The following is a 24,496-nucleotide window of genomic DNA, read 5'->3' as shown; positions in this document are numbered from 1 at the left end:
TCACCCCCACGAATCTGATAGTACTCTACTTTGATTAATTTCAACTATTTTACTAACGCCCTTTATTCTAGCTTGAGCCACTGCTTCTTTAGCATCATGAATGAGTTGTTCTAATGAAACTCCCGCAATGATATTCATATATCCTATGGTAATAGGGCTAGAGACTTCAATCTCTGCTCTAGTTCTGATTAAATCAGATAATCTTTCCAATGTGATAGATGACTTTGTTATCAATATAGCTATTTCATCCTGATCATATCTGCAAGATAAGCCTACACCATCCATATTATTATGTACGATTCTCCCAAGCCTTCTTAATGTCTCATCTTCTTTTGAATCTGCACCTTTCCCTTCATTTCGATCCAATCTTATATAAATGACTCCATTAGCATGTCCACGTACTAATGCTTGGGAAGCTTGCTGATTAAAGTGTTTCCGTGTAAATAGACCTGTGATTTCGTCTCTTGTTGAGGTATATGTTGCTGCCTGCATGATTTCAATAACACGCTCGAAAATCATCATAAATACTAAGTACACAACAATAATTAGTAGAAATACACTCAATGTTAATACAATATCTGACTTAATGATGCTGCCTGCAAATTGAAGAATTACCTGTATCGCATAAAGAATTAACACAATCAAATTCTTAAGTCTCATACCCACTTCAGGAAAAAGTTTGAATATCGAATAAGCTACTAATGCAATTGTAATAAAGCATATGAGTAACGAGCTCATTTCGATAGGTAAGAACAAAGAACCCGCAACCGTCATGACGGACATGCCCGTTGCTATCATGTGAATGTAGAGCTTGTCTTCTCGCTTCGTATAATAAAGTCGAAATAACACAATTTGAATAAGCACAAAGCTACATTGAAACAAGGACATAAAAAACATATACAGGGAACTGAATTTGTTAGAAACCATTAGCATACCTACTGTAGAAATCACTGTGAGTATAGACGTTCCCGTTAAAATTAAATATGTATTATTCCTCCACTTTCTATACATGATACCACTCATTGTTAACAGAACTATCGCCAACGCAATCAAAATACTATTTTGGAAAAGCTGCACGCTATCCATACTTAATTCCCTCCTATGTAAAATACTAATACCTAATTTATACCTCAATAATCCAAAAGGAGCAATTATCCATTTAAACTTTTTATTACATAAAGACCAATAAAACGCCACCATTCTTTGCAGAGTTGCGTCTTAATGCGACATAGTTCGATTATAAATGTATTCACGAACTGAATTTTTCACCAGCTACCGCAAAGCGCCTGAAATATAGAACAAGATAGTCCACACACCATGGACTATCTTGTTGAATGAACTAATGAGTAACTTGAGATCCAAAGTCATCCCGACTGGACTTGTTCGCGTTATAGAAGACGACGTCTCCATCGATCAGCTTAAATCGATTGCCAAAGGAATCTACGATATTGTTATTAAACCCTTCCATTTTCCACTGATTCTTTCGCTGAATACCACCAACCACTTGGTTCATGAGCGGTGCTTTAATATATTGTAAGTGAGGATTCTTCAAGTCACCGTTCTGAATCGACTCTATATCGAAGTTCACGACAATATAGCCATTCTTCAAGAACATCGGTGACTTATCATCAAATGGACCATTCTGGTACAGCTTCAATCCTTTCTTGACGACATACGTATCCGCTGGAATGCTATATTCTCCATACCAATGTTGTATCGCAGACAATGCACGGTCCGTATTGACGGAAGGTGGAATATTGCTCTTGGGTCCTATGAGTGTTCGTGTATGTTCAGGTAGTAATAGTAGACTAAATCCACCCACGGGTGTTTTTTTCTTCGTTAACTTGTTAATATATTTATTAACGTATTGGTTCATCGATAGATTCGTGGATTGCCCCGCCGTATCGTTCGTCCGATACTTAACCTCAGCCGTATCCGTTATTTCCTCCTTGGGTACATTTCGCAGTCTATCATTCAACAGGACATATCTTTTCACCTTGTCAGCCGTTGATCCGATCTTGACGAACTTCTTCTCGGATGAATGGTAATACAGATCCACAGGGGTTGTCATGGTGCCATCTTTACTTACGTAATTGAAGGATGGTGTTATTCGTATCCCATCTGTTGGACCAAACATATTCCCTTTCGTCTTGAAATCGAATTTGTAGTGGTACCCTTGTTTAACGACCACGTTCTTGAATCCCTTCATCGTATGACTTCCTGGATGAATGGGTAGCGTGAGTTGTGCACTATTTCCACGTCGTTCCCCATCAATGCTATTCGTCCCTACCCAATACGATATTCCGGTTGGGTTGAAGCTACCTTTCCTTGTCCGAAAGACCGTTTCCCAGTTGTAGTCCACGATATCTGTAATATGGAAATCATATAACCGTCCTATGACCTCTACTGAAACTTCGTCCGTTGCTACATGATGTGTTAGATCCGTATTGGCATCTGGCTGATATGTGAAATCTTCAGGTGCGTTATGTGCGATACTTCGGAATGCAACCTCGTAATTCCCTTCGTCCACCCACACAGGTAAATAGAACGTGGTCTCAAATTGATGGACGGGTATATCAACCCACGTTTTTTTGGGAATAAATTGTGTTCGGCTTTCATTGTAGACATCAAATGGAAACCACACTTGTTTTGTTCTGAAATATTTGGCATAATCTCGATCTCTGTATCCAGGATAGTTCACGTGTTGTCCATTGGTTGGCATCCGAATCGTAAAGGGCCTCTCTAGGATGAAAGCCGCACGATTGTAGTTGGGATCTCCCTTCTGATTATGGGCTTGATCATCACTCACGGATGAATAATTAACTACGGGTGTATGTACTGTGACCGTATTGATCCCATAGATCGGATAATCCATCGTAGAGGAACCGCTCACCATACGATAAGAGATCGTTCCAGAACTCGATTCATCAGGCTTATTCGTCTTGCTGATGGGTATCTCATTCCCAGGACTATACAGTACATCTCTGTCAATCGGCCCTGCAATCGGAATACCCTGTGGTGTTGGGCCACTTCCTTCTGATTCAGATCCATCCATCAGCGTATCATTATATAGTGTGAACGTATCATTCCAGACGATCACCTCACCAATCGCCATTTCAGCAGCCTCTTGTGCACTCTGCGTCTCTAATGCTTCAACGGTTTCAGGCAGCGATGCAGGTTCATATTTACTCGTCTGTGCCGTCGCATAATAAGGTGCATTGTATCCACTAGGTGATATGATGATCCCACTATTATCAAATGCATAATTCCATAGTTTCGCTTCATCGATCTCATAGATTTCCACGTCTATAACCGTCCAGAATGAATATTCACGTTCCACGGTAACCTGTTCCGTTGAAGGCACTGGGGGTTCTATCGGCGGAGCATTCGGATCTGGCACGGGCGGTACGGGTACCGGTGGAGCATTCGGGTCCGGTGGTGGTTCTGGTAATGTGACGTTCACCGTATACGTACACATCCCGGTCATTTCCTGATACTCGTATTTAGATAGATATTCCTTAGTCAACACGTTTCCGTAAAGACTTTCTGATGTTGGTATACCTAGCAGAACATCAAATTCTTCATCATCACGTGTATCCGCTCTAATGACAGCATTCACATTCGGATCAAAATCAACATCATTCATATTGTCTCTTGGAGAAGGATCTGTACATACTACATCATTGGGTTCGGGTTCTGTTGGTGGTGGAGTATTTACCAATCTATACACTCCGACTAAATTAGTTCCTCCAACAAATGTAGTGAAATTACGATTATACAGACTAGGCGTCGTTTCTGGATTTCCCTGCACTACGAATTTGGTTAAATTGGCATCCAATTTTGATTGGAGATAAGACTTAAATAATACATAATTTTTCCCATTTTTAGAGAATTCTTTTGGAAGTAGTGGTGTTGATCCATCTTTGGCGTGAAAATTACTGGATGTTATGATTTCACCTAACTTCCACTTACCTGCTACTTCAGAACTATTGATACTCCCTGTTCCTACCCTCGAACTACGTATGTTTCCTAATTCTAAATCTTGATCTGTTGTTCTCATGATATAATCAACATTAAACATGCCTTGATAGGGAACTGCAATATCATAATATTGCCGGAACACACTCATATTACCCCAACTCGCTGCCTGTTTAATACTCGTCAAATCTGTATAATCCGTCATACCTTCTGTTGTACCTCTAATGACATGAAATATAGCACTTAAATAAATCGTTCCCCCCTCTTGAATGCCTAACAGTCCAGCAGATTTCAAAGCCTCTGATACTTTCGCTTCTGAAACTTCAAAATAAGTAGTAACCGTTCCATCGTTATGTTCATCTTGACCTACTTGCTCTAAACGAACCTCTCCATAGTTCCCTCTCGATCGAGGCGCACATTGTGAGCCTGAACATCTTGCATCACGTGTAATTGTGAACCCCACCGTTTTATATCTAGTATCTGTTGTTGCCGTTGTAGATCTTGTTTCAAATTTTATTTTCCCCGAAAGATCAACAACAGTATCAACAGCAAACGTATTAGCAGGATATACAATTGGTAATACGATATATATAACGAGTAGCGACAAAACGACACGTTTATAGAATCGTCTAATCAACAATATTCATCACAACCTTAATTCTTCGATTTATAAATGATTGATTTCTCAAATAAAGAAGTACTCGCACTCACACTTAGAAGTTCATTGTTAAATATATTTGTACTTAATGGGATATCGGCATAACCTTCGTACCATACACCCTTTTGTAACTTTTCATACCCATCAAAAAAGATATCATAAATAACACTCTTATATTTGTCATAACCTACAATTCTAAATTTAAAAGAAGTTCGGATATAGAATTTTCCACTTAATTCATCATAGAAGATGATGGATGGTTCAGCTTCCAGACTTCCTTCAATAAGGATCTTATTTTTTTTAACCCAACTCACATATTTTTTCATTTCGGTTAAATTAAACACATTTGATTGATTGATATGACTAAATAGATCCTTAGCCCATTGATCATCTATTGTCTTATAATTCACATTAAGTAGAAGATCATAATACGCTTCTGTGTTTCTTTTCCAATATTCCATAGCTTTATCATCTTTAATATAAGCATAATTTATTAGATCTGATGGCAAATACGCACGTTTTGGTGCCTTCATTTCATACATTTCATTAGGTATATCAGTAAGAATGTAGGGATAATCAGAGTAGTTCTTAGGAAGATTCTTCGTACGAATCTCCCGTCCAAATCGATCTTTCTCTCCTAATTCGTTATTAGGTGCAGTTACTTTACTTCCAGGCGAAGTGATATAAGCTATACGATCGACAGCGCTCCATTTCACTTCTTGACCAAACCCTTCACCAACCACTCGTAACGGCACGAACGTTCGATTGTTCATCACTATTATTTTCGTTCCATAATCTTTCGTCTTACCATTCACTACTGCCGCAGTCTGACCTACCGTCATACTGACAGTATTGTTACCATCACGAATGTCTAGGGTTGTATTCCCGTTCTTCTTCGCCCAAATAATCTCCGCACCTAGTGCATTTGAAATGGAACGGATCGGCACCATCACGCTACCCTGACTATCCTGAAAAGGCCGTTCATCCGAAAAACGAATTGTTTTTCCATTTAGCAACACTGCAATACTACTCTGTGACGCAGCAACTTGATTCGGAATCATAGCCGAACTAACACCTGTAACAATAACCATTAGCGTAATGATCATCTTTTTCATTTGCATTCACTCTCCTATTCATTATTTAATAAAAACTAGGTAATCATCATTGAAATATTACTGGATTCTGTTTGTCCATCCATCTTCCTCTTCATAATTCAGTTGAAATAGATTAGATCATTACTATTTGACGATGATTGTTTCGATTGTCAAAAAATAAAGGAATAACCCCGGTTAACTTAATGCTAATCGTATTACGAACTTCTTATCGGATTTTATTTCATTTAGCGAAAAGTAGCATGTATAGCCAAAATTGACTACCATCCTTACAATAGAACTGTCTATACTTTTTTCATTTTTGTTCCTCCTTAAATTTACAAATCTCATTCATATCATCTAATTGTACTAGATGACTAGTCATACTGGTTTCCTCGAACAATCACAATCTAGTCCTTTTTTCACATCTTTTCAATTCTACAATAGTTCGTTTGAATTATTTGTCGTAATATGTATTATTATATGATATTTATAATAAATATTGTCATTATTATGTCGGATATGAATGTTATTAGTTGAATGATGGATTAATTTTGCACTCGATATACCCACCATAAAAATTAAATGTGATTACGTAGCCGCAGTACAACTATGTTTCCTGAGTTTCCAAAAACCGAAGCATGGTACAATCCTTCGAAGATATTATCTCTATGGAACTCTCCGACAAAGACATTGTCATCATCCTTCTCGCTATACGCGTATCGAACCAGTATAATAGTTAGATTCTTGAAGTGCTTGTTGCGGCACAATTCCTGTACATTATGACCGAATTTTACAATTTCACTTGGAACCTTCTCAAGTTCAAACCACTCATCAAATTCACCTAGAAATTCTTGATTTTGAAGTTCAAAAGTAGTGGAATCTATAAATCGATTAAGATGAGATATCTTCTCTGCCTGTATTTCATGTCCTGGTAAAACTTCGAAGCTATTCGTTTCTCCAAAAACCGTTAGTAAGTAAGGCACATCAGAATTTTCATCCATATCAAATGAAAAGAACTGGGTGCAGTCAAATATAACTTCCGCCATTATCTCACCCCATAGGGATAGCAATTTAGCCAACCCATATTTAAAGTCATATTACTATTCTCGGTACTTTCCGTTTTTCAAATAGTCGTAAAGTTGACTAATATCTTCTTTGTTCTTATTTCTTGTCGGTTGGTGAACGTGAAGTGATAGACCTGCGTGCGATTCAACTCCATATCTTTTGAACTGTCTTTCAGGATTAGTACCCTTCGAATTGTTATTAAATTCCTTTGATTGTGTATGAAGTGTTGTTTCTTTATTAGCAGGAACGTTTTTCTTCATATACCCATCAAATGTTCTTTCATCCCCTTGCGGTTTGCATCCTCTGGTTTCAAGACCTTTTCCCCCGCTCTCAGGTACCCGCACCTAGTGCGAGGCGATTGAATAACTTATGTTTTTTTGAATTGTAAAATAAATACAAATAAACAAAAGCGACTTTTCATTCAGAATCGAATAAAAAGTCACTTCTATATTTATAGCGTTCTTTTGCCCTTCCTCTGAAGTATTCGCCTTGTTGGAAAGCTTGCTGTTCGCTATGTTCTACTGATTTGATGCTTACCGAATAGCTTTTTGATTTCGACCTGTATACAATGATCAAATTGTTCAATATACAGCTATTCGTGTGAAAAATTCACCTAGTGAGCGTCCATTTTTTTCAATCAGAGTTAGTACTAGAATCATTCTTTATTCATATCCTTCAAGTGGTGGCTTGAAGCAATCATTTCACCATTTCTATAGTCTAATAATATATATACTAAATTTTTCTTATCTCCCATCACGTAGCCATACAGACCGATGTTTGGATGATCTGAATCCGTAATAAGTCGATGGGTAGTAAATTCTACATCGGTATCATAATGTTCTTGGAAGTATTCCACACCCATTTGTGTAGCCTTCCTCACAATAGCTTTGTCATCAGCACTTTCTAATTTCAACAAGCTGCATCCTCCAAATATGATGATTATAATAAATATAAAGACATATAACATTTTTTTCACCTGATCGTCCCCATTTCCTTAGTTTGTATTACTTCTATACAATCATCTTGAATACTTTATTATAAACCAGGAAATTAAAAGGTCTACTTACCCTATCTGATCTGTTCCCTAAAGTTATTTTTTATTCATATCCTTAAGGTCGCTTATGTAATCTCATAAGTTTCATAATCTATTGATATAAATATCAAATTATCCTTTTCACCCTTTACATGGCCATGCAGAAAAATTGTATTAGAAATATAAGAAGGCATTATTTGATGGCTTGTAAATACTACATCCGTAGCATACTGTTCATGGTAATAGTCCACACCCACCTGTGTTGCTTGCTTCACAATTGCTTTGTCCAAAGCACTTTCTGCATTCAGCAAGCTACATCCTCCAAATATGAGGATTATAATAAATATTAATACATATAGTACTTTTTTCACGTGTACGACCTCATTTCTAGGTATCTTTATTAAAATCCTTCAGGTCGCTTATGTCCCGTAATCTTATAAGTTCTATAATCCATTGATATAGATATTATATTATTCTTTTCTCCCTTCACGTGGCCATTTAAAGCAATTGAACTATCAATATAAGAAGGTATTATTTGATGGCTTGTAAATACTACATCCGTATCATACTTTTCAAGGAAATAGTCGACACCCACCTGTGTCGCTTGCTTCACAATTGCTTTGTCCAAAGCACTTTCTGCATTCAGCAAGCTACATCCTCCGAATATGAGGATTATAATAAATATTAGAACATATAGTACTTTTTTCACCTGCAGGACCTCATTTCTAGGTATCTTTATTTAAATCCTTCAGGTGGCTTATATCCCGTAATCTCATAAGTTACATAATTTATCGATACCTGTATTAGGTTTCTCACTTCTCCTTCTACGTGACCATTTAATACAATTGAATGGTTAATATAAGAAGGTATTATTTGATGGCTTGTAAATACTACATCTGTATCATACTGTTCATGGTAATAGTCCACACCCACCTGTGTCGCTTGCTTCACAATTGCTTTGTCCAAAGCACTTTCTGCATTCAGCAAGCTACATCCTCCGAATATGAGGATTATAATAAATATTAATATATATAGTACTTTTTTCACTTGTACGACCTCATTTCCAGCTATCAGTTATTCTTTATTCATATCCTTCTGGTGGCATATATCCCTTAATCTCATAAGTTCTATAATCCATTGATATAGATATCAAATTATCCTTTTCACCCTTTACATGGCCATCCAGAAAAACTGCACTAGCAATATTAGAAGGTATTATTTTATGGCTTGTAAATACTACATCCGTATCATACTGTTCATGGTAATAGTCCACACCCACCTGTGTCGCTTGCTTCACAATTGCTTTGTCCAAAGCAATTTCTGCATTCAACAAGCTGCATCCTCCAAATATCAGGATTATAATAAATATTAATATATATAGTACTTTTTTCACCTGTACAGCCTCATTTCCAGCTATCTTTATTTAAATCCATCAGGTCGCTTAAATGAATTAATTTTGTAATTTATATAATCCATTGATATAAATATCAAATTATTCTTTTCACCCTCTACATGACCATGTAGAAAAACTGCACTAGCAATATTAGAAGGTATTATTTTATGGCTTGTAAATACTACATCCGTATCATACTGTTCATGGTAATAGTCCACACCCACCTGTGTCGCTTGCTTCACAATTGCTTTGTCCAAAGCACTTTCTGCATTCAGCAAGCTACATCCTCCGAATATGAGGATTATAATAAATATTAATATATATAGTACTTTTTTCACTTGTACGACCTCATTTCCATATCATTGGTTCCCATAAACCTAGGGTACCTCCAAGTTCTAATTCATTTATACCTTAATAATCCAGAAGGATCAATTACCCATTTAAACATTTTATTACTTTAGGTTCTATTATTATCTGAATTATGGTATAAATGGATTACTTATTCATCCTATTCTGTGTAGATATATTTAACTAAGTGAAGATAGCCACCTAATTATTGATAGATGACAAATAACTCTGCTCATTCTAGCAGAGTTGTGTCCGAAAATTGTTTTTTCATAGAATAGCACTTCTGTTAACAATCTATAAAAGAACGGAGAAATAATATGAAGTATATAAGTGATGAAATATATCATAGAATATCATTTGATTCATATGAAAATATTCCCAAAGAAATCGAACTAAAGACATCACCAGAATGGAAAACAATAGAACCCGAAGGTGCCTTACTTCACGATACAAACGGTTCAGGATTTGATGCAATTGTCTATTATAATTCTAAGACTGATCAAGTGATCATTGGTTACAGAGGTACGGAGCCTGGTTACAACTGGGGGAAGGTTAAAGATCTTGATGCGGATACTTTCGACGTAGTTGGTGGGCGTATTAAAAAACTCGAAGAGCAAAAGCAGTTGCATCCTGAGTGGTTTGAAAAACCTAGCTTATGGCCGCCTAAAACCAGCTATCAACTTAATGAACAGCGTGATTTAAGAGAGTCTTATAAATCCAATCAATTTCGTCAAGCTGAAGAATTATATAGAACAATAAAAGAAGAGTACCCTGGTGCCCAAATATCTACAACGGGTCATTCCCTTGGTGGCGGTCTGGCAGAATATGTTGCCGTGCGTAATGGTATCTCATCTGTCAGTTATAACGCACCAAGCATCTTACCTACACTTTCAGATGATCTAGTTGAGCAAATCAAACAAGGTGCTTTCCTAAAAACAAATATTTCTTATGTAAAGCCTGAAGATCCCGTCGGAGGTGGTCCTTTCAAGCCTTGGGAACATGTTGGAAGTACCTATTATGTTGATAATAACTATGCAACTGCAAATGAGAAATACCAAGATCCTACAAACAGAATAGCTCTTTTATCTATACCTTCTGTTCAAATAAATTCCATGGGTTGGCCATATATCCAGTTTGATGATGTAACTATAGATGTACCAGAGTATGGACATGGAGCTATAAATAAAATCAAGGATTTCTTAAAAAAAGACGGAAATCATGCTCTGGTCAATTTTAAATTTGATAATCAGACTGGGAATATTTCCAATCAGCTATATACGACAGATGGTCAATTTGTTTCAGAACTTCCACGTGTACGAACATATGAGGAGGCTCAAGCTGCTTTAAAAGATCTTGTCTCAGATCTCCTGCATCAATATGGTGGATCATTAGGTTCTATAGGACAAATTGCTGCCGCGGCAATGGGGACTACCATTCAATTAAGACCCGAAGCATTACAAGCAGCAGGACAAACGATGAGAAGACATGTTCAGGAATTTCAAATTGAATTACCAAGAGCAATCAATACGATTCAACACTTGATACAATCGAGCCGAAGCAGTTCCCTTCAACCTATCGCCCAAAAAATGTTTTCAGATCTAAACAACTTTAATCGTTGGTATGGCAGTAATGCGAAAGAAATAGCAGACTTCATTAATAAAAAAGCTGAAGCTTTTATTCAGGCAGATAAAGGATAATCTAAGGAGGGACTAATGATGATTAGCAAAATCGTAATCGAAGTGGCAGATCTCATGAAAGCGGAAAGGGAACTCCACGGATTAATTCAAAAATTACAACAGAATGAACTACATGTCAAAACAATCATCGGTGGTATAAGTGATTGGAAAGGTCAATCAGCTGATGAACTACGAAATAGACTGGTACCTTTTTATCAAGGAATACAGAAGCAAATCAAGCAGATAGAATTACATCAAATGGATCTGGTTAAATATACATATCGAATGAAACAAGCTGATAGGCAATAACCGGGATTTAATAATATTCATATTCGGAATTTGGAGAAAGAATTCGGTGTTCAGCTCATGTTATTTAGATAGCTAGCTTGATGAACTAAATACTTGTTCACCAAAGTAGACAAAGCTTCTTTTGAATAATAACCATTTAATTTTTCAACTGGTTTACCATCTATAAACATCATTTGAAGTTTTTAAATTTCCTGCTAAGTTGAAGCTAACAAAATTTAGCTGGTCACCTATTTCTTGATCCAATTCTTCGATCAGGCTTCAATGTCTTATAGACGCTGCATTGTGGTTCCTGAAATTATACTAATTTGATTTTTGTATACAAGATTTACTTTTTATTGTTATATTAAATAATGTTCATATTCTTCTTTAAACAGCTCATAATAAATGCCAAAGTTCTTGATTTATCAAGGACTCTGGCATTTTATGTTTAATGGTAATTAGAATTATAAAGCTACGGATTCACCCGGTATAAAAAAGTTTATAGACATACCCGAAGATATCGTATTTGTGGGGTTCAGTGACTAATCCCTGATTATTCACTGTAGTTCGGTACATACCAACTCGGTACGTAAGTCTGAAATTCGTCGTACCAATCCAACACATCTCCGGCTCGTGCAAGCATAATATCAACATCTTCTTGTCCAAATGGAATCGCCCAGTGAATGCTTGAAAGTTGGTTGCTTGTAATATATAAAGCCATTACTCTGAAAAATTGATCAGGTACATCGTTATTGAAATATCCATTAATACGACCCGATGCGAATAATCCACTTAGGCTTGCATCCCAAGTAATACGATTGAATTCCTCCCACGGATCTCCATAACTAAGCCTGTTAAAATCAATAATCCCCAGTTCAACATCCTTTGTCACAATCATATTCCCCACATGATAATCACCATGTTGAATAGACTCCAAGCGGTTTTCTAATAGATATCGTTTGCTTTCAACATAGTTGATGATGGTATCTGCACCCTTTAAATGAATACCGCATGCTTTATAATTCGATATATATTTATTGATTTTGAGATTATACGTTTCTGACCATGGAATTGGATTGTTCTCTGAAGGAATCTCATGCATTTCTCTTAATATCTCTCCTGCTCTGACACCAAGTCGATATTGTTCTTTAGCACTTAGCGTAGGGATAACCTGATTAGCATCCTCACCTTCAACCCACGTGAATAAGGAATATACAGACTGACCGTTATTACAAATCCCAAAATCAATCGGTCGAGACATTAAACAATCGATATGATCAAACTTCTCTACAGATTCAAATTCCCACTTCTTCTTATCAAATTGAGATATGTCAGCCAATCTAAGTAACAGTTCTCTGCCATCTATCGCTTTTATGTAATATTTCTTATCTTTTGACCAACCTTTATGAACTGCCTGAACGATGTTCCATGTACAAGCATCTGGTATTTCACTAATGATTTTATCCACTATGTTATACCTCCCCTGTTTGAGTATTATAGATGACCTATATGTCAAACCAATAACTTCTTAAATACTAATCATTCACCGGAATAAAAATCCGAATAATAGAGTCACGACTGGACACTTCTGAGAAGCTCTCACCATAAAACTCAAAATCATACGATTCAACCAAGCTATATGGATTCTCAGAAAACCAAGTGCCATATATATATTGATACGTAAGCGGTAATCGATCTGCATCACCCTTATGATCAAAAACGACATACTTAGACGGAGATATGACCAATTCCTGTTGATTTTCTTCTCGCTCAATCCCGTCCATTGTTGTAGCAGCTAGATATGAATAATTCAGTTCCAGCTCATCAATCTCAGAATATTGAATCAGTCCATACTTCGCAAATTTGCTCCCTTCGTGACTATTCCTCTGTTTCAGAAGCAGCTTTCTCCAGGCTTGATGAATATCCTTCGTCTTCCCACTCTCTGCTTTATATCCTCTTAGGTTCAATTCGCCGAGATTCACTACCTCAATGGAACTGATCACATCATCGTTAATATGAGTTAAATAATCAAGTTCAAGTCTTTTGTTCAGCAGATGATTAGGCACTTTCCCTACCCTCTTAAACGCAAATGGGGACATCCCGAATCTATTCTTAAAAGCCCTTGTAAAGGTTTCGTGCGATTCAAATCCATACTCATAGGCTATTTCAACAACTTTAGACTGTTCTTCCCATAACACTCGCGCCGCTTCCGTTAGCTTTCGACTCAAGATATACTGTCCAATCGTTTGTTTCGACACATGATGAAACAGTCGTTGAAAATGGAATTTGGAATAGCCGACTGTGGAGGCAACATCATCTATGGTCAATTTCCTCTGCAAATGATCTTCAATATATAGAACTGCTTCACGTACACGATTTAAATAGTCCACTTTTTCTCGCTCCATCCGCTGATACTAGCATTTTTCATCAAGAAAATAGTTCCCTATTCTTCTACGATAAGGTAAAGCTATATTCAATATTAATTAAAAGGAAGTGATTAGCCATGTATCACCCAAGACTACAAGGTACTCATTATGAAATGGGATTAAAGTACGGCACACTCTTATACCGTAATGGTATCCGATTTGACAACATCATTCAATTATCGGAAGAACAACAGGCCTTCGGCCTTCAATCGTTGTCCCTCTATCACTTGCATTATCCAGAAATCATTGATGAAATACGAGGAATGTCTGACGGGCTCCAATATCCTTTCGAACCATTTGCCTGTTTTCTGTTGAATATGGGAGTATTTGGTGAAAATTATGGATGTACCTGCATTTGTTTTAAGGATGGTACAGATCTAATATTCGCTAGAAACCACGATATGTTCTCAAGGTTCAAAAAAGTGACAGAAAGTTGCCTCGTACGTCCAACTGCCGGGTATACATTTGTAGGTCAAGGTGATGCCTTAGTCGGTAAAGAAGATGGGGTTAACGAGCATGGACTTGCTGTAGGAATGACTTTTGTAGCAGTTAATCACACCAAACCAGGATTTAACTTCTTATTCATCGTCCGTTACTTGCTGGAAAAAAGTAAAAATGTAGAGGAAGCTATCGCACTTTTGCATAACTTACCCATCTGTACTTCGCAGAACATAATCTTAGCTGACCGGTATGGTGATATGGCTGTCGTTGAATGCTGCTCAGAATTAATAGTTGTAAGAAAGCCTACAGGAGAGGAACAATTTCTAGTTGCAACGAACCACTTTATCGAACCAACGATACTGAAATATGACGGAAAACCAGAACAGAACTGGTATTTATCAGAGACGCGTTATCACACTGCTCAGCAAGCTTTACGGATGACCCAGAATTATCCCGATTCTATATTATTCGCCCAACAGATTTTATCAGGAAAGCTAGGATTTGTTTGCCAATATAAGAAGGAACTAAAATTTGATAGCTTATGGTCATTTATTGTACGTCTGAACGACTTAACCATTGTAAGATCAGAAGGCAATCCCGGTACAACAAAATACGCCAAAGACACACGTCTCACATGGGCGATCAAGAAAAAAAGTAACACGCATGGAAAGTGAATATTTATACCGGATCAAATGTTAGGCTACAAATCTAATAGGCGGATTAAGTCATTTTCGTTATAATAGAAGCTAATCTGGATATAGTTTCTAAAAATGAAATTAATAGGATGGTGTGACGTGAAGGTAATCGTTATTGGAGCAGGAATTGGTGGATTATGTGTTGCTCTTGCCTTACGCAAGATAGGTATACACACGACCGTTTTCGAAAAAAAGTCTCAAGTATCTATAGGCGGTGCAGCTCTCGGTATTGGTGCAAACGCTGTGCGTGCATTGCAGTTACTTGGTGTAGGAGACGAAGTACTTCAAGCCGGAAAGCTTCTTCACAGCCTTCAGATCATGACAGATACCGGCAAACAACTCAGTCATACGGAAACGTCTACAATAAGTAAAAAATACGGAACAGATAATGTGACTATTCTCCGATCGATGCTCCTTGAGATTCTATTAAAAGCTTTGGGAACAGAGCACCCCATACAGTGTAGTAAGACATGTACACGGTTCGAACAGCAACCATCCGGTGTTACCGTATGGTTCGAGGACGGATCGAAAGAAGAAGGAGATTTACTCATTGCAGCCGACGGAATTAGTTCCGTCATCCGAGGGGAGCTTCTCCCACATGCTGTACCGAAGTATGCTGGATACACATGTTGGAGATCTGTCGTTCAAATCGATCCTGAACTGCTGCTTGGTTACGATCCAAACGTATTTACGGAGTCATGGGGAAGTAACGGACGTTTCGGGATCGTTCCACTGACCAATGATCACATTTACTGGTTCGCCTGCCTGAATGCCATTCAATCAGACCCTCAATTTAACAACTTCACAGTTAAAAATTTACAACGACGGTTTCAAGAATACCATAATCCAATACCGCAAGTACTGGCGCTTTCTCAGAACGAACAACTTCTTCACCACGACATCATGTACCTTCCACCACTTTCCCGCTATTCGTTTGGACGAATAGCGCTCCTCGGTGATGCGGCCCATGCAACAACTCCGAATATGGGACAAGGAGCAGGACAAGCGATCGAAGATTCAGTTATTCTAGCAGGTCACATCAAACGATCTTCCAATGTCTTGGAAGCCTTAGAACGTTATAACCACGATCGGGTCAAGCGTACGGGCAAGATTACTACAATGTCCAACAGGGTTGGTAAGTTAGCCCAGTTGGAAGGAAGAGTCGCGGTTTCACTTAGAAACGCAATATTTCCATTGATGCCCCCTATCTTGGTGGAACACCAGATGGACTATCTTTATCGAGTCAATCTTGATGGGAGAATATAGTTCTCACAAGCATTTATGCTCTTATCATATAACGTCGACTAAATAGGTACACTCCCACAACAAAATATCCAGTTGATAGTATGGTTAGCACGATGAATTCAGGCAGGATGTCTGAGAAATCAGCATTATTAATCAGGATCTTGTTCATGGCACTGACTGCATCCACTGTTGGAATGAATGTTAGTACATCAATCTCTTTCCCCATTATGGTAAATAGATTCGCGGATGGAACTTCAAAGAAAATACCTGCCAAGAACAACATTGGCGTAACAACAACATTACCAATAATGAATGCTTCCAATGACGTTTTGCAGAAAGATGCAATAATCAGGCCAATACCAATCGCCGAGAATGTCGCAATCAAACTGATCACAAAAGCCAGTCCAAAAGAACCCGATGACGTAAATTCGAGCATAAGACTTGTCGCAAACACAAGGGGAATCATGATGGCTGCCAACATCAGTTGAGATAAGCTTATTCCTCCGCATATTTCGAAAGATTTCACCTTGGACAAGACAATTCTTTGAATCGTCCTGCTTTCCACTTCCTTCGTCACAACCATAGCACTTTGAATTAACAGGAAAAATACAGAGAACACGATCAAACCGGGAGCCATGACATCGAATTCAGACTTTACTTGCGTGAGCTCAGTCTCCTCGTACACAATCTCAATTGGATTAGTCATCATGCCGTTATTCCATATAAAATTATGAATAAAATTCTCCACGAAACTGCTAATAAAGTTGTATGAAAGGTTAGCGGGATTGCCTGTGATGGGTACTCGGACTTGTGACAACTCTTGTTGGATGGATTGACTGAAATGTGGTGGGATGTAAAGGTGAGCGTCATAATTTCGGCTTGTAATGTCGTTCTTAACCTGCTCATGATCGAAATCGACTAACACAATATCATACATTTTATTTCCGTTGGGATAAATGCTGTTCTGAATTTCTTGGACCAACTTCCCACCTAAAGCCCCTGTATCATCGTTAGATATTCCTAAAGAATAAGTGTAGAACCCTTGACCAAAAGCCAAACCAAAAATAATGATAAAAATGATTGGTGAGAGTATCGTCAATATCAGTGCTTTTGAATCCCTAAACTGCTCTATTATACTTTTCTTAAAAACGACCAACAACCTCATTGCCTCAGGCTCCTTCCAGTCAGCTTAATAAAAACATCCTCAAGGGTACTTTGTCTTAAACTGAAGGTCATCGGGTGACCAAACTGAGATACAACTTTACTGAGTATATCCGGTACGGCAAGTGTTAATTGATAACCGATGACCCTTATGGATTTACCGTCCATATGAACACGATAGGAGGAAGACTCCCATTGCTGTGTCATTACGATTGGCTCTGGATACAAGAATTCAAGGGTTTCTTCGGGCGTGAATTTCTCGCGTAGAGCGACAGGTGTATCACATACCAGAATTCTCCCTTTGTCCATTATAGCAACCCTTGAAGACAACCTTTCCGCTTCATCCATGTTATGTGTCGTTAATAGGAATGTTTTGGAACCAGATAGTGACTTAATAAACTCCCTTACAAGTATTCTGCTCTGGGGGTCAAGTCCAGCTTCGGGTTCATCCAGAATAATAAGATCAGGATCATGTATAACCGACATAATCAAATGCAGACGTCTCTGCATCCCACCCGATAGTTTCTTTGCCCATACCTTTCTCTTGTCCGCCAATCCGATTCTTTCTAGCAAGTGGAGAGATCGTTCTTTAATCACTTTGTTGTCCATCTTATAAAGGTTTCCCATAAAATGAAGCTGTTCCTCGCAAGTCATGAACGGCCATAGCTGTATATCCTGTGTACATACACCTATCTTACTCATAGCAGAACTGCCCTTTTGATAGGATATACCGTTAACGATGATATTCCCTTCGTCCATTTCCAATACGCCAGTGATCATGTTAATCGTTGTTGTTTTCCCCGCTCCATTAGGTCCGAGCAGGCTGAATATTTCACCATGTTCCACACAAATAGACAAGTTATCTACGGTTTTATTGCTCCCAAAACTCTTACTCAGTGATTGTATTTCCAGAGCAGTCATGTCCATATCACTCCCTTTGACCACCAAATTTATACTAAGATTACTGAATATCCCAAAGAGTATACCTGAAGTAGTACGAGCCCTCTATGAGATATCTGTATCTATTGATAGGAAATTGTGAAATCATTTGTACACAAGAAAAACGCTTGGAATCCAAGCGTTAGGTAGTTTATTTATCGTTGATAATACGGAAGATCGAACCCTTAAATCCTTAAACTAGCTTAACTCTCAAACAAGGCAAGGAATCGCTTCTGCATTTCCTCCGGATCCACGATTTCAATCGTAGTATAAATCATCCAATAATGTCCGAACGGATCCTTCACACTTCCCGCTCGATCCCCATAAAATTGATCCGTCATCGGATTAACGATTGTTGCTCCAGCTGCAATCGCCTGTTGGAACAACTTGTCCGCATCGTCGGTCTGCAGTTGGATACCAACCGTAGTATTGCCAATAGTTTCTGGACCCAAAATTCCATATTCAGGATATTCACCTGCAAGTGATATTTTGGCCCCGCCGATTGTTATTTCAGCATGAGCCACTTTCCCCCCCGGCTCCGTCAAGCGATATTTCTCTTCTGCATCAAATGCCTTCTTGTAGAACTCGATCGCCTCCGCAGTATTTTTGATCCATAGGAACGGGGTTGCTTTAATCATATAAATACACCTTCCTCTATCCCTAAATTTGATGAGCTTTGTAGTATCAATAGATACATTCCCGCCTCATTTATATATACTAACCAACCCCCAAACGAGCGTATAGTAAAAAATTGACCTTTATTTAATAGATCCCAACGTGATTGTGATGCTTACCTTGCCTCGAGAAATAATCAGTTGGATTGAGACTGGAGAAGGCCTGAAAATCTTTAATAAAATGCATCTGATCATAATATCCGCAAGCGATAGCGACATCCAACCAATTGACGATCTTAGTGTGGTCTATTCTGTTCAATACCTCCTGAAAGCGGCGAAGACGACAGAAGAGCTTGGGAGTCAACCCCACTTCTTCTTTAAAGATCTGGATAAATCTCCTTTGGCTTAAACCGATTTGTCCGATCACATCCGAGAGAGGTCTCTTATCTGACAAACTCTGAAATTCGTTAAGTGCGAAGCTTACTGCCGGATGACGTATCAGAGGTCGGGAGGCCAGCTTCATTAGGCTTTCTTCAAGTGTTCGAAACTTATCATCCACCGTTTTCGAAAGAAGTATCTTCTCATGCAAATCATGGGCTCGTGTTCCCCAAAGTGTATCCAAGGATACATTATTGTTATGTAATTCATTCACTGGCATTTTAAGAAATGGATTAATACCACCCGGTCTGAAATGTATACCCAACGATGTGGTCTCTACAGAAGTATCAATGATGAAATATTCTGAATGCGGTCCGCAAATGACAGACCTGTCATACAACAAGCCCTTATTCTCTCGGTCAAACAATTTAATCTTATCTTCATTCAAGTTAAACACGAGTTCAACTGAACCATCAGGTAGCGTGAGCTCCCTCGTATGAGGCGGATGATATCCTTCGAAATACCAAAAAAAATCCACAAAACCTGACAATGGTGCTCGTGGAATATACGTGCGTAACAGCATAGCATATGCGCGACAAGAGCAATGGACTTTATAATCCATGGAGTCGCTCCATCCTTTCTAGGAAATATCCTGGATTATTAAATCTGTGCACTCACAAAGAATTAATAACCAATGTAATTATATTGCATTACTACAAGTATAAGCCAATTATGCCGGTTTAATAATTTCCGCAACATACAATGCTTCTTATGTAAATTTAAGTTCTATAAAAATACAATAAATCTTGTATTTGAAACGCTTAGAAGCGCATTTAAAAAGCATGAGACGTGACTGGACCGATCATTAATAGCGATCATTCAGGCACGTCTCATTTATACCACGACGTAATGCCAAAGGTTGGAGCCCAAATCAGCATGTCGCGCCGATTCAACGCCTCAATTAAGATGTGATAACAGCGATGACGATATCTATTCGGAGATGTTCATCAGTTCCACTTACGATATATAGGATCTTTAACCCACGTCATGAATAAATTTCTCCAATGCGGTAACATCCGTGATGTTCTTGTTGCATGTCTCGCTGTTCACACACAAATAGTTGCCGATCGCCTTATAATAATCAGGCGAAGCGTTAGCTGGTTTCGATTTCGTATTCACCAAATAAAACGCAACCTCTTCATGCCGATTACATAATAAGCAAAAACTTTTCTTATTCGCCAAGGTATATTTTCCTTCTACACCGACGAGCTGCCCGTTCAGATGATACACTAAAAACAATTTATTCGTTGCGATATCGATCCAGCCAAGATAAGTCACATAACGGGAATCGATTTCGGCTAACTCGGGAATCTTCAATTTTTTAATTTTGGGGAACAGCTTCTTAATCTGCTTTTCCGTTACATGCGCAAATTCCGTCATATAAGGTTCCAACGAACTCAAATAATGGTGGAATTCTCCCGCCGTATTTAACGTCGAAACCTTCTCCAACGTCTGCTTTTGATGCTCATTCGCATCCGGTAACGCCTCCATAATTTTGGATTGCGCGCTATATCTTACCGCTTCCACCACTTTCGGATCAGAAACGGTGTTGCAGGCATGCTGCAGTAGACCGGTCTGCTTCTTGATTAGGTTATATTGATGGTTTCTAATGAATGGTTTGAACATTGCTTTTCAGCTCCTTATTTTTAATAAAAAGATAATAAGGTGCAAAGTCCATTATTAGAAACGATATAAGCTCTCGGGCGACAATGTTCACGATAACTGTTCACCCCATACAAAGTATCGCCCTAATATTAGGCTTTGCATGAGTAGTTACTTAATCTGACAAAGTGATTTGCCATCCCTATCGCCTCCCTGTTACTGACTATTATAAAATAACCCCACCTTTTCCAGCAACTTAGCGAATGTTGCTTTTCTCCACAGGTCTAACCTGTTGCAACAAAATCAAAACAAAAAAAACGGCATCTCTGCCGTTTTGGATACTATTATCATTGTTTCTTACTTCACTTTAAACTTCGATACCATTTCTTGAAGTTCCATAGCCATTTGACTTAATGACTCCGATGACGTGGATATTTCCCCCATAGACAGATGTTGTTCCGAAGTCGATTTAGAAATTGTCTTCAACTCTTCTAATGAAATGCGAGAAATACCCACAATTTCATTCATAGATGCTGATACTTCCTGCGTGCTTGCAGATAATTGCTCTGTAGCGGCAGACATACCTTCCATTTGAGTTGATACTTCAACAACTTCATATACAATGGACCCGAATATATCTCCAACTGCCTCAATCTGGCTCACACTTTTGGCAACCTCTTCAATTCCCTTCGATATGGATTTAGAGGTGTGTGATGTTGAGTGTTGAATTTCTCTCAATATCCCGTCTATGCCCACTGTGGCCTGCCTCGTCTGTTCAGCCAATTTCTTCACTTCTCCTGCAACGACAGCGAATCCTCTTCCATGTTCACCAGCACGCGCTGCTTCAATCGTAGCATTCAAGGATAAAATATTCGTTTGTTTCGCTATGTCTGATATATAATTGACAATCTCGTTAATCTCAGATGACTTCGATTCCATTGCTTGGATCATAGATGCGGACTTTTCCACTGCAACGTTAACATTTGAGATTTGTCGAATCGCTTCTTGTACGACGACCTCCCCTTGCGTAACTTGACGGTGCACTTGTTGAGTCCTCTCGTTAACGATGCTTGACGATTCGGCGATCTCCTGAATTCCCAATGACATTTCCTCCATTGCATTAGCCGATTGTTCAGATCCATTATACTGCTCTTGAGCACCATTCTTAATCCGTTCCACCGAATTCGCAGTATCCTCTGAAGTACTAGCCGAGTTCAACGCAATAGCGGTCAGTTGTTCAGAAGAGGCCGCTGTATGTTGTATAGCATCTGTCAGTTTGTTTAGTGTGAGACTAAACGAATCTAACATCATATTAATATTACCTTTCAACTGTTGTATTTCGTCATTGCCTTTTGTTTGCAGTCGTTCAGTCAAATCCCCGTCAGCTACTTTTCCCATAAGATTCGTCATCGCATAAATAGGGCGCAATATAAATCCCGATACGGTATATGATAATAGAGCTACGCCTAAAGCGCACAGGAGAATGACCAGTAAGCCTGAATTTTTCGATTGTTCGACACTACTTAGTAATTCATTTTCATTTCCCGAGACAACAACTCTCCAACCCGTCGAATCAACTTTAGCAAAGGAAGCTAATTTGGACGTGCCATCGTTCACTTCATAGATGACATTTCCCTTATCTTCCTTCAAAATCGTCTCTGTATACACGCTAACCGTTTTTGCGTTCTCAAATTCCTTGACATCCTTACCAATTCTCTCATCTGAGTGGTGTGCAAGGTATTTACCGTCTTTTGAAAGCAAAAAAGCAGACCCAGTCTCACCCATTTTGTTTCTGTTTATATCCTCTAATATATTCCCAGGACTAACAACAGCCTGAACTAATCCACGAAACTCATTACTATCGCCGAGTATTGGGATATCGATAATGATTATATTCTCTCCACTACCCCCACTTGGTAAAATATCAGATATCGCTACCTTCTTCTGCTCCTTCATGCGCTTGAAATTTTCGAAATTAGATAGATCAAGTTCATTATTGGTATCACTTATGGATAGACCAGATTTAGGTGAATACGCATAGGAGAGAACATCGGGACTCATAGCCTTCATTACTTTCAGAAGTTCAGCTATTTCCTTAGTATCACTATGTAAAAATACTGACCGATAACTACTCAACATGCTTTCTATCGACTGAACCTTCATTTCTAAGAATGAGTTTAGCTTCAATGCATTCGCTGACGCTATAACCATTTGCTGTTCTTTCAATTCCTTTTCCACATTATCTGTGAATAAGTTGGTTAGAATCGACGCAACTAACACAACAGGTATAACAGTAAGCAACAAGAGAAACAGCATAAACTTGATCTTTAAAGAATTTGACCATCTTTTCAATCGCTCTAACCACATAAATAATGAACCCCTCTCATGATGTTGACTGTTTTCTATTAATCCAATTCGACATTAACCGACAAATACCTTTGATTTTCAAATAAAATCACACACCAAAAAACTGTCTTAACCAATAGCCGTTTTTTGATTCATGTTTTCGTTTTACTTTCTAATAAATGAGTTATTACTACGAACAAGAATTTTTTTCAACGAAAGGTGAAATCATGATAAATAAACGCAAAGATAAAGAAAAATGAAGAGTTGATATTCTAGAAGCGGGATTAGATTTATTTATCCGGAAGGGTTACCGTGCTACTAAAATTGCGGATATTGCAAAAAAATCTAATATGAGTTTGGGACTGTATTCCATTTTTTTAAATCTCAAGAAAAGCTTTATGTGGAACTTATTAAGATTGGATGTTCAGGAACAGAATTAAATTTGGATAATATAGAAGGAAGTCCTGGTCTCTCGAATAGACATCATAAAAGGAAGTATCACTCTTATTGAAAAAGGTCAAGCACTAGGCGAATTTAGAAAAGGCAACGCATGGGCATTATCTACAGCTTTTTGGTGTTCGATTCAAGGTATAGGCACTACATCCAGAAACTATGCATTTGGTCCGTCCTAGACACAAAATTTATATGGCGGACGATGCTCGGGACTTCACAGTGAATCTTGTTACCAACGAATTTTATATTGAATCAGCGAAATTCGATAAAACATAAAACCCAAGAACATATATATATCGGTCTTTCAAGGTATGAATCGTGGGAAGAAGAATCGTACAATTATTACTTCCCTTCCATCCAAGTGGCTTCATTCGACGACATTACGTTTGGTATAGAGAAGAACGTGCTTCCTGGGAGCAAATAGGCGGGGTTTACGTACATTGGGAGATTTCATCCGAGTCAATTGACGAATCGGCATTTAAGACAGATCACAAAGCATATCAGCAACTATGTCCGTTTACATAAACCAAGCTTCTATCAGTCTGAACCCTTTCATTTTGACTATATCGATGAAAGTATAGCAACTGATCAATATTGTGAAGT

At 38.3% G+C, this 24,496-nt stretch carries 25 protein-coding genes; 6 read left to right on the top strand and 19 right to left on the bottom strand.

Features of this window, described 5'->3' with window-relative positions; all coding sequences use genetic code 11:
• The 11 genes from PGLA_RS20280 to PGLA_RS20230 all read right to left on the bottom strand — a co-directional run bounded on the left by PGLA_RS20280 (nucleotide 1) and on the right by PGLA_RS20230 (nucleotide 9,499).
• On the bottom strand, nucleotides 1-1,086 hold the full coding sequence (locus PGLA_RS20280; protein ID WP_068536342.1) for a GGDEF domain-containing protein: 1,086 nt from the start codon (nucleotides 1,084-1,086) through the stop codon (nucleotides 1-3).
• Nucleotides 1,087-1,339: 253 nt separating this feature from the next.
• The gene (locus tag PGLA_RS20275; RefSeq protein WP_068536340.1) at nucleotides 1,340-4,618 is read right to left on the bottom strand and encodes a DUF5704 domain-containing protein; all 3,279 of its coding nucleotides are present in this window, start codon (nucleotides 4,616-4,618) and stop codon (nucleotides 1,340-1,342) included.
• Between the two features lie 14 nt (nucleotides 4,619-4,632).
• The gene (locus tag PGLA_RS20270) at nucleotides 4,633-5,751 is read right to left on the bottom strand and encodes a copper amine oxidase N-terminal domain-containing protein (RefSeq protein ID WP_068536338.1); all 1,119 of its coding nucleotides are present in this window, start codon (nucleotides 5,749-5,751) and stop codon (nucleotides 4,633-4,635) included.
• Between the two features lie 557 nt (nucleotides 5,752-6,308).
• Nucleotides 6,309-6,776 (bottom strand): hypothetical protein, encoded by a 468-nt coding sequence (locus PGLA_RS20265; protein ID WP_068536336.1) that lies wholly within the window; start codon nucleotides 6,774-6,776, stop codon nucleotides 6,309-6,311.
• Between the two features lie 54 nt (nucleotides 6,777-6,830).
• Nucleotides 6,831-7,055, bottom strand: a complete 225-nt coding sequence (locus PGLA_RS28200; RefSeq protein WP_068536334.1) for a hypothetical protein — start codon at nucleotides 7,053-7,055, stop codon at nucleotides 6,831-6,833.
• A gap of 395 nt (nucleotides 7,056-7,450) precedes the next feature.
• Nucleotides 7,451-7,711 carry a hypothetical protein gene (locus PGLA_RS20255; RefSeq protein ID WP_068536332.1) on the bottom strand — a complete coding sequence of 87 codons (261 nt, stop codon included), beginning with the start codon at nucleotides 7,709-7,711 and terminating at the stop codon, nucleotides 7,451-7,453.
• 203 nt (nucleotides 7,712-7,914) lie between these two features.
• The gene (locus PGLA_RS20250; protein ID WP_068536330.1) at nucleotides 7,915-8,139 is read right to left on the bottom strand and encodes a hypothetical protein; all 225 of its coding nucleotides are present in this window, start codon (nucleotides 8,137-8,139) and stop codon (nucleotides 7,915-7,917) included.
• Between the two features lie 89 nt (nucleotides 8,140-8,228).
• Nucleotides 8,229-8,537 carry a hypothetical protein gene (locus tag PGLA_RS20245; protein ID WP_145939624.1) on the bottom strand — a complete coding sequence of 103 codons (309 nt, stop codon included), beginning with the start codon at nucleotides 8,535-8,537 and terminating at the stop codon, nucleotides 8,229-8,231.
• Between the two features lie 26 nt (nucleotides 8,538-8,563).
• The gene (locus tag PGLA_RS20240) at nucleotides 8,564-8,815 is read right to left on the bottom strand and encodes a hypothetical protein (RefSeq protein ID WP_068536326.1); all 252 of its coding nucleotides are present in this window, start codon (nucleotides 8,813-8,815) and stop codon (nucleotides 8,564-8,566) included.
• A 94-nt stretch (nucleotides 8,816-8,909) separates the two neighbouring features.
• Nucleotides 8,910-9,161, bottom strand: a complete 252-nt coding sequence (locus tag PGLA_RS20235; RefSeq protein WP_068536324.1) for a hypothetical protein — start codon at nucleotides 9,159-9,161, stop codon at nucleotides 8,910-8,912.
• An 86-nt stretch (nucleotides 9,162-9,247) separates the two neighbouring features.
• On the bottom strand, nucleotides 9,248-9,499 hold the full coding sequence (locus tag PGLA_RS20230; RefSeq protein ID WP_068536322.1) for a hypothetical protein: 252 nt from the start codon (nucleotides 9,497-9,499) through the stop codon (nucleotides 9,248-9,250).
• Between the two features lie 387 nt (nucleotides 9,500-9,886).
• Here PGLA_RS20230 and PGLA_RS20225 point away from each other — a divergent pair, with 387 nt between their 5' ends.
• Together PGLA_RS20225 and PGLA_RS20220 are read left to right on the top strand one after the other, a co-directional pair.
• Entirely contained in the window at nucleotides 9,887-11,266 is a 1,380-nt protein-coding gene (locus PGLA_RS20225) for a Tle-like phospholipase domain-containing protein (RefSeq protein WP_068536320.1), read from the top strand.
• Between the two features lie 15 nt (nucleotides 11,267-11,281).
• Complete coding sequence (locus PGLA_RS20220) at nucleotides 11,282-11,554, top strand: hypothetical protein (RefSeq protein WP_145939622.1); 273 nt, start codon at nucleotides 11,282-11,284, stop codon at nucleotides 11,552-11,554.
• Nucleotides 11,555-12,086: 532 nt separating this feature from the next.
• Here PGLA_RS20220 and PGLA_RS20215 read toward each other — a convergent pair.
• Both PGLA_RS20215 and PGLA_RS20210 read right to left on the bottom strand, forming a co-directional pair.
• Complete coding sequence (locus PGLA_RS20215) at nucleotides 12,087-13,001, bottom strand: aminoglycoside phosphotransferase family protein (protein WP_068536313.1); 915 nt, start codon at nucleotides 12,999-13,001, stop codon at nucleotides 12,087-12,089.
• Between the two features lie 67 nt (nucleotides 13,002-13,068).
• A complete protein-coding gene (locus PGLA_RS20210) occupies nucleotides 13,069-13,938 on the bottom strand; it encodes an AraC family transcriptional regulator (protein ID WP_084411328.1) in 870 nt (289 codons plus the stop codon).
• Nucleotides 13,939-14,036: 98 nt separating this feature from the next.
• On the opposite strand from PGLA_RS20210, the gene PGLA_RS20205 reads away from it, so the two are divergent.
• Together PGLA_RS20205 and PGLA_RS20200 are read left to right on the top strand one after the other, a co-directional pair.
• Nucleotides 14,037-15,074, top strand: coding sequence for a C45 family autoproteolytic acyltransferase/hydrolase (locus PGLA_RS20205; protein WP_068536309.1), 1,038 nt, complete (start codon nucleotides 14,037-14,039; stop codon nucleotides 15,072-15,074).
• 120 nt (nucleotides 15,075-15,194) lie between these two features.
• Nucleotides 15,195-16,361 carry an FAD-dependent monooxygenase gene (locus tag PGLA_RS20200; protein ID WP_068536307.1) on the top strand — a complete coding sequence of 389 codons (1,167 nt, stop codon included), beginning with the start codon at nucleotides 15,195-15,197 and terminating at the stop codon, nucleotides 16,359-16,361.
• Nucleotides 16,362-16,374: 13 nt separating this feature from the next.
• Here the strand turns inward: PGLA_RS20200 and PGLA_RS20195 are convergent, their stop codons facing one another.
• The 6 genes from PGLA_RS20195 to PGLA_RS20170 all read right to left on the bottom strand — a co-directional run bounded on the left by PGLA_RS20195 (nucleotide 16,375) and on the right by PGLA_RS20170 (nucleotide 23,461).
• Nucleotides 16,375-17,505 (bottom strand): ABC transporter permease, encoded by a 1,131-nt coding sequence (locus tag PGLA_RS20195; RefSeq protein WP_068536305.1) that lies wholly within the window; start codon nucleotides 17,503-17,505, stop codon nucleotides 16,375-16,377.
• On the bottom strand, nucleotides 17,502-18,422 hold the full coding sequence (locus tag PGLA_RS20190) for an ABC transporter ATP-binding protein (protein ID WP_161487970.1): 921 nt from the start codon (nucleotides 18,420-18,422) through the stop codon (nucleotides 17,502-17,504). Before PGLA_RS20190 ends, PGLA_RS20195 begins: the two co-directional genes overlap by 4 nt.
• A gap of 221 nt (nucleotides 18,423-18,643) precedes the next feature.
• Nucleotides 18,644-19,078, bottom strand: a complete 435-nt coding sequence (locus PGLA_RS20185) for a VOC family protein (protein WP_068536301.1) — start codon at nucleotides 19,076-19,078, stop codon at nucleotides 18,644-18,646.
• A 124-nt stretch (nucleotides 19,079-19,202) separates the two neighbouring features.
• Nucleotides 19,203-20,054 (bottom strand): helix-turn-helix domain-containing protein, encoded by an 852-nt coding sequence (locus tag PGLA_RS20180; RefSeq protein ID WP_084411324.1) that lies wholly within the window; start codon nucleotides 20,052-20,054, stop codon nucleotides 19,203-19,205.
• A gap of 413 nt (nucleotides 20,055-20,467) precedes the next feature.
• Nucleotides 20,468-21,118 carry a FusB/FusC family EF-G-binding protein gene (locus tag PGLA_RS20175; protein WP_068536299.1) on the bottom strand — a complete coding sequence of 217 codons (651 nt, stop codon included), beginning with the start codon at nucleotides 21,116-21,118 and terminating at the stop codon, nucleotides 20,468-20,470.
• A gap of 333 nt (nucleotides 21,119-21,451) precedes the next feature.
• Complete coding sequence (locus PGLA_RS20170; protein WP_068536296.1) at nucleotides 21,452-23,461, bottom strand: methyl-accepting chemotaxis protein; 2,010 nt, start codon at nucleotides 23,459-23,461, stop codon at nucleotides 21,452-21,454.
• A 248-nt stretch (nucleotides 23,462-23,709) separates the two neighbouring features.
• Here PGLA_RS20170 and PGLA_RS29830 point away from each other — a divergent pair, with 248 nt between their 5' ends.
• Complete coding sequence (locus tag PGLA_RS29830; RefSeq protein WP_084411322.1) at nucleotides 23,710-23,880, top strand: TetR/AcrR family transcriptional regulator; 171 nt, start codon at nucleotides 23,710-23,712, stop codon at nucleotides 23,878-23,880.
• Between the two features lie 239 nt (nucleotides 23,881-24,119).
• Nucleotides 24,120-24,317, top strand: a complete 198-nt coding sequence (locus tag PGLA_RS28195) for a hypothetical protein (RefSeq protein ID WP_161487969.1) — start codon at nucleotides 24,120-24,122, stop codon at nucleotides 24,315-24,317.
• Nucleotides 24,318-24,496 lie beyond the last annotated feature (179 nt).

Origin of the sequence: Paenibacillus glacialis (assembly GCF_001637205.1) — a bacterium.
Taxonomy (GTDB): domain Bacteria; phylum Bacillota; class Bacilli; order Paenibacillales; family Paenibacillaceae; genus Paenibacillus_AQ; species Paenibacillus_AQ glacialis.
This window is presented reverse-complemented; position numbering and strand designations above follow the sequence as displayed.

Bases quoted from the DNA above. Each gene is read 5' to 3' on its own strand.
- PGLA_RS20190 (WP_161487970.1), bottom strand. From the start codon at position 18,422: ATGACTGCTCTGGAAATACAATCACTGAGTAAGAGTTTTGGGAGCAAT.
- PGLA_RS20175 (WP_068536299.1), bottom strand. From the start codon at position 21,118: ATGTTCAAACCATTCATTAGAAACCATCAATATAACCTAATCAAGAAG.
- PGLA_RS20210 (WP_084411328.1), bottom strand. From the start codon at position 13,938: ATGGAGCGAGAAAAAGTGGACTATTTAAATCGTGTACGTGAAGCAGTT.
- PGLA_RS20185 (WP_068536301.1), bottom strand. From the start codon at position 19,078: ATGATTAAAGCAACCCCGTTCCTATGGATCAAAAATACTGCGGAGGCG.
- PGLA_RS20170 (WP_068536296.1), bottom strand. From the start codon at position 23,461: ATGTGGTTAGAGCGATTGAAAAGATGGTCAAATTCTTTAAAGATCAAG.
- PGLA_RS20220 (WP_145939622.1), top strand. From the start codon at position 11,282: ATGATGATTAGCAAAATCGTAATCGAAGTGGCAGATCTCATGAAAGCG.
- PGLA_RS20180 (WP_084411324.1), bottom strand. From the start codon at position 20,054: ATGGATTATAAAGTCCATTGCTCTTGTCGCGCATATGCTATGCTGTTA.
- PGLA_RS28200 (WP_068536334.1), bottom strand. From the start codon at position 7,055: ATGAAGAAAAACGTTCCTGCTAATAAAGAAACAACACTTCATACACAA.
- PGLA_RS20270 (WP_068536338.1), bottom strand. From the start codon at position 5,751: ATGAAAAAGATGATCATTACGCTAATGGTTATTGTTACAGGTGTTAGT.
- PGLA_RS20195 (WP_068536305.1), bottom strand. From the start codon at position 17,505: ATGAGGTTGTTGGTCGTTTTTAAGAAAAGTATAATAGAGCAGTTTAGG.
- PGLA_RS20265 (WP_068536336.1), bottom strand. From the start codon at position 6,776: ATGGCGGAAGTTATATTTGACTGCACCCAGTTCTTTTCATTTGATATG.
- PGLA_RS20205 (WP_068536309.1), top strand. From the start codon at position 14,037: ATGTATCACCCAAGACTACAAGGTACTCATTATGAAATGGGATTAAAG.
- PGLA_RS20280 (WP_068536342.1), bottom strand. From the start codon at position 1,086: ATGGATAGCGTGCAGCTTTTCCAAAATAGTATTTTGATTGCGTTGGCG.
- PGLA_RS20225 (WP_068536320.1), top strand. From the start codon at position 9,887: ATGAAGTATATAAGTGATGAAATATATCATAGAATATCATTTGATTCA.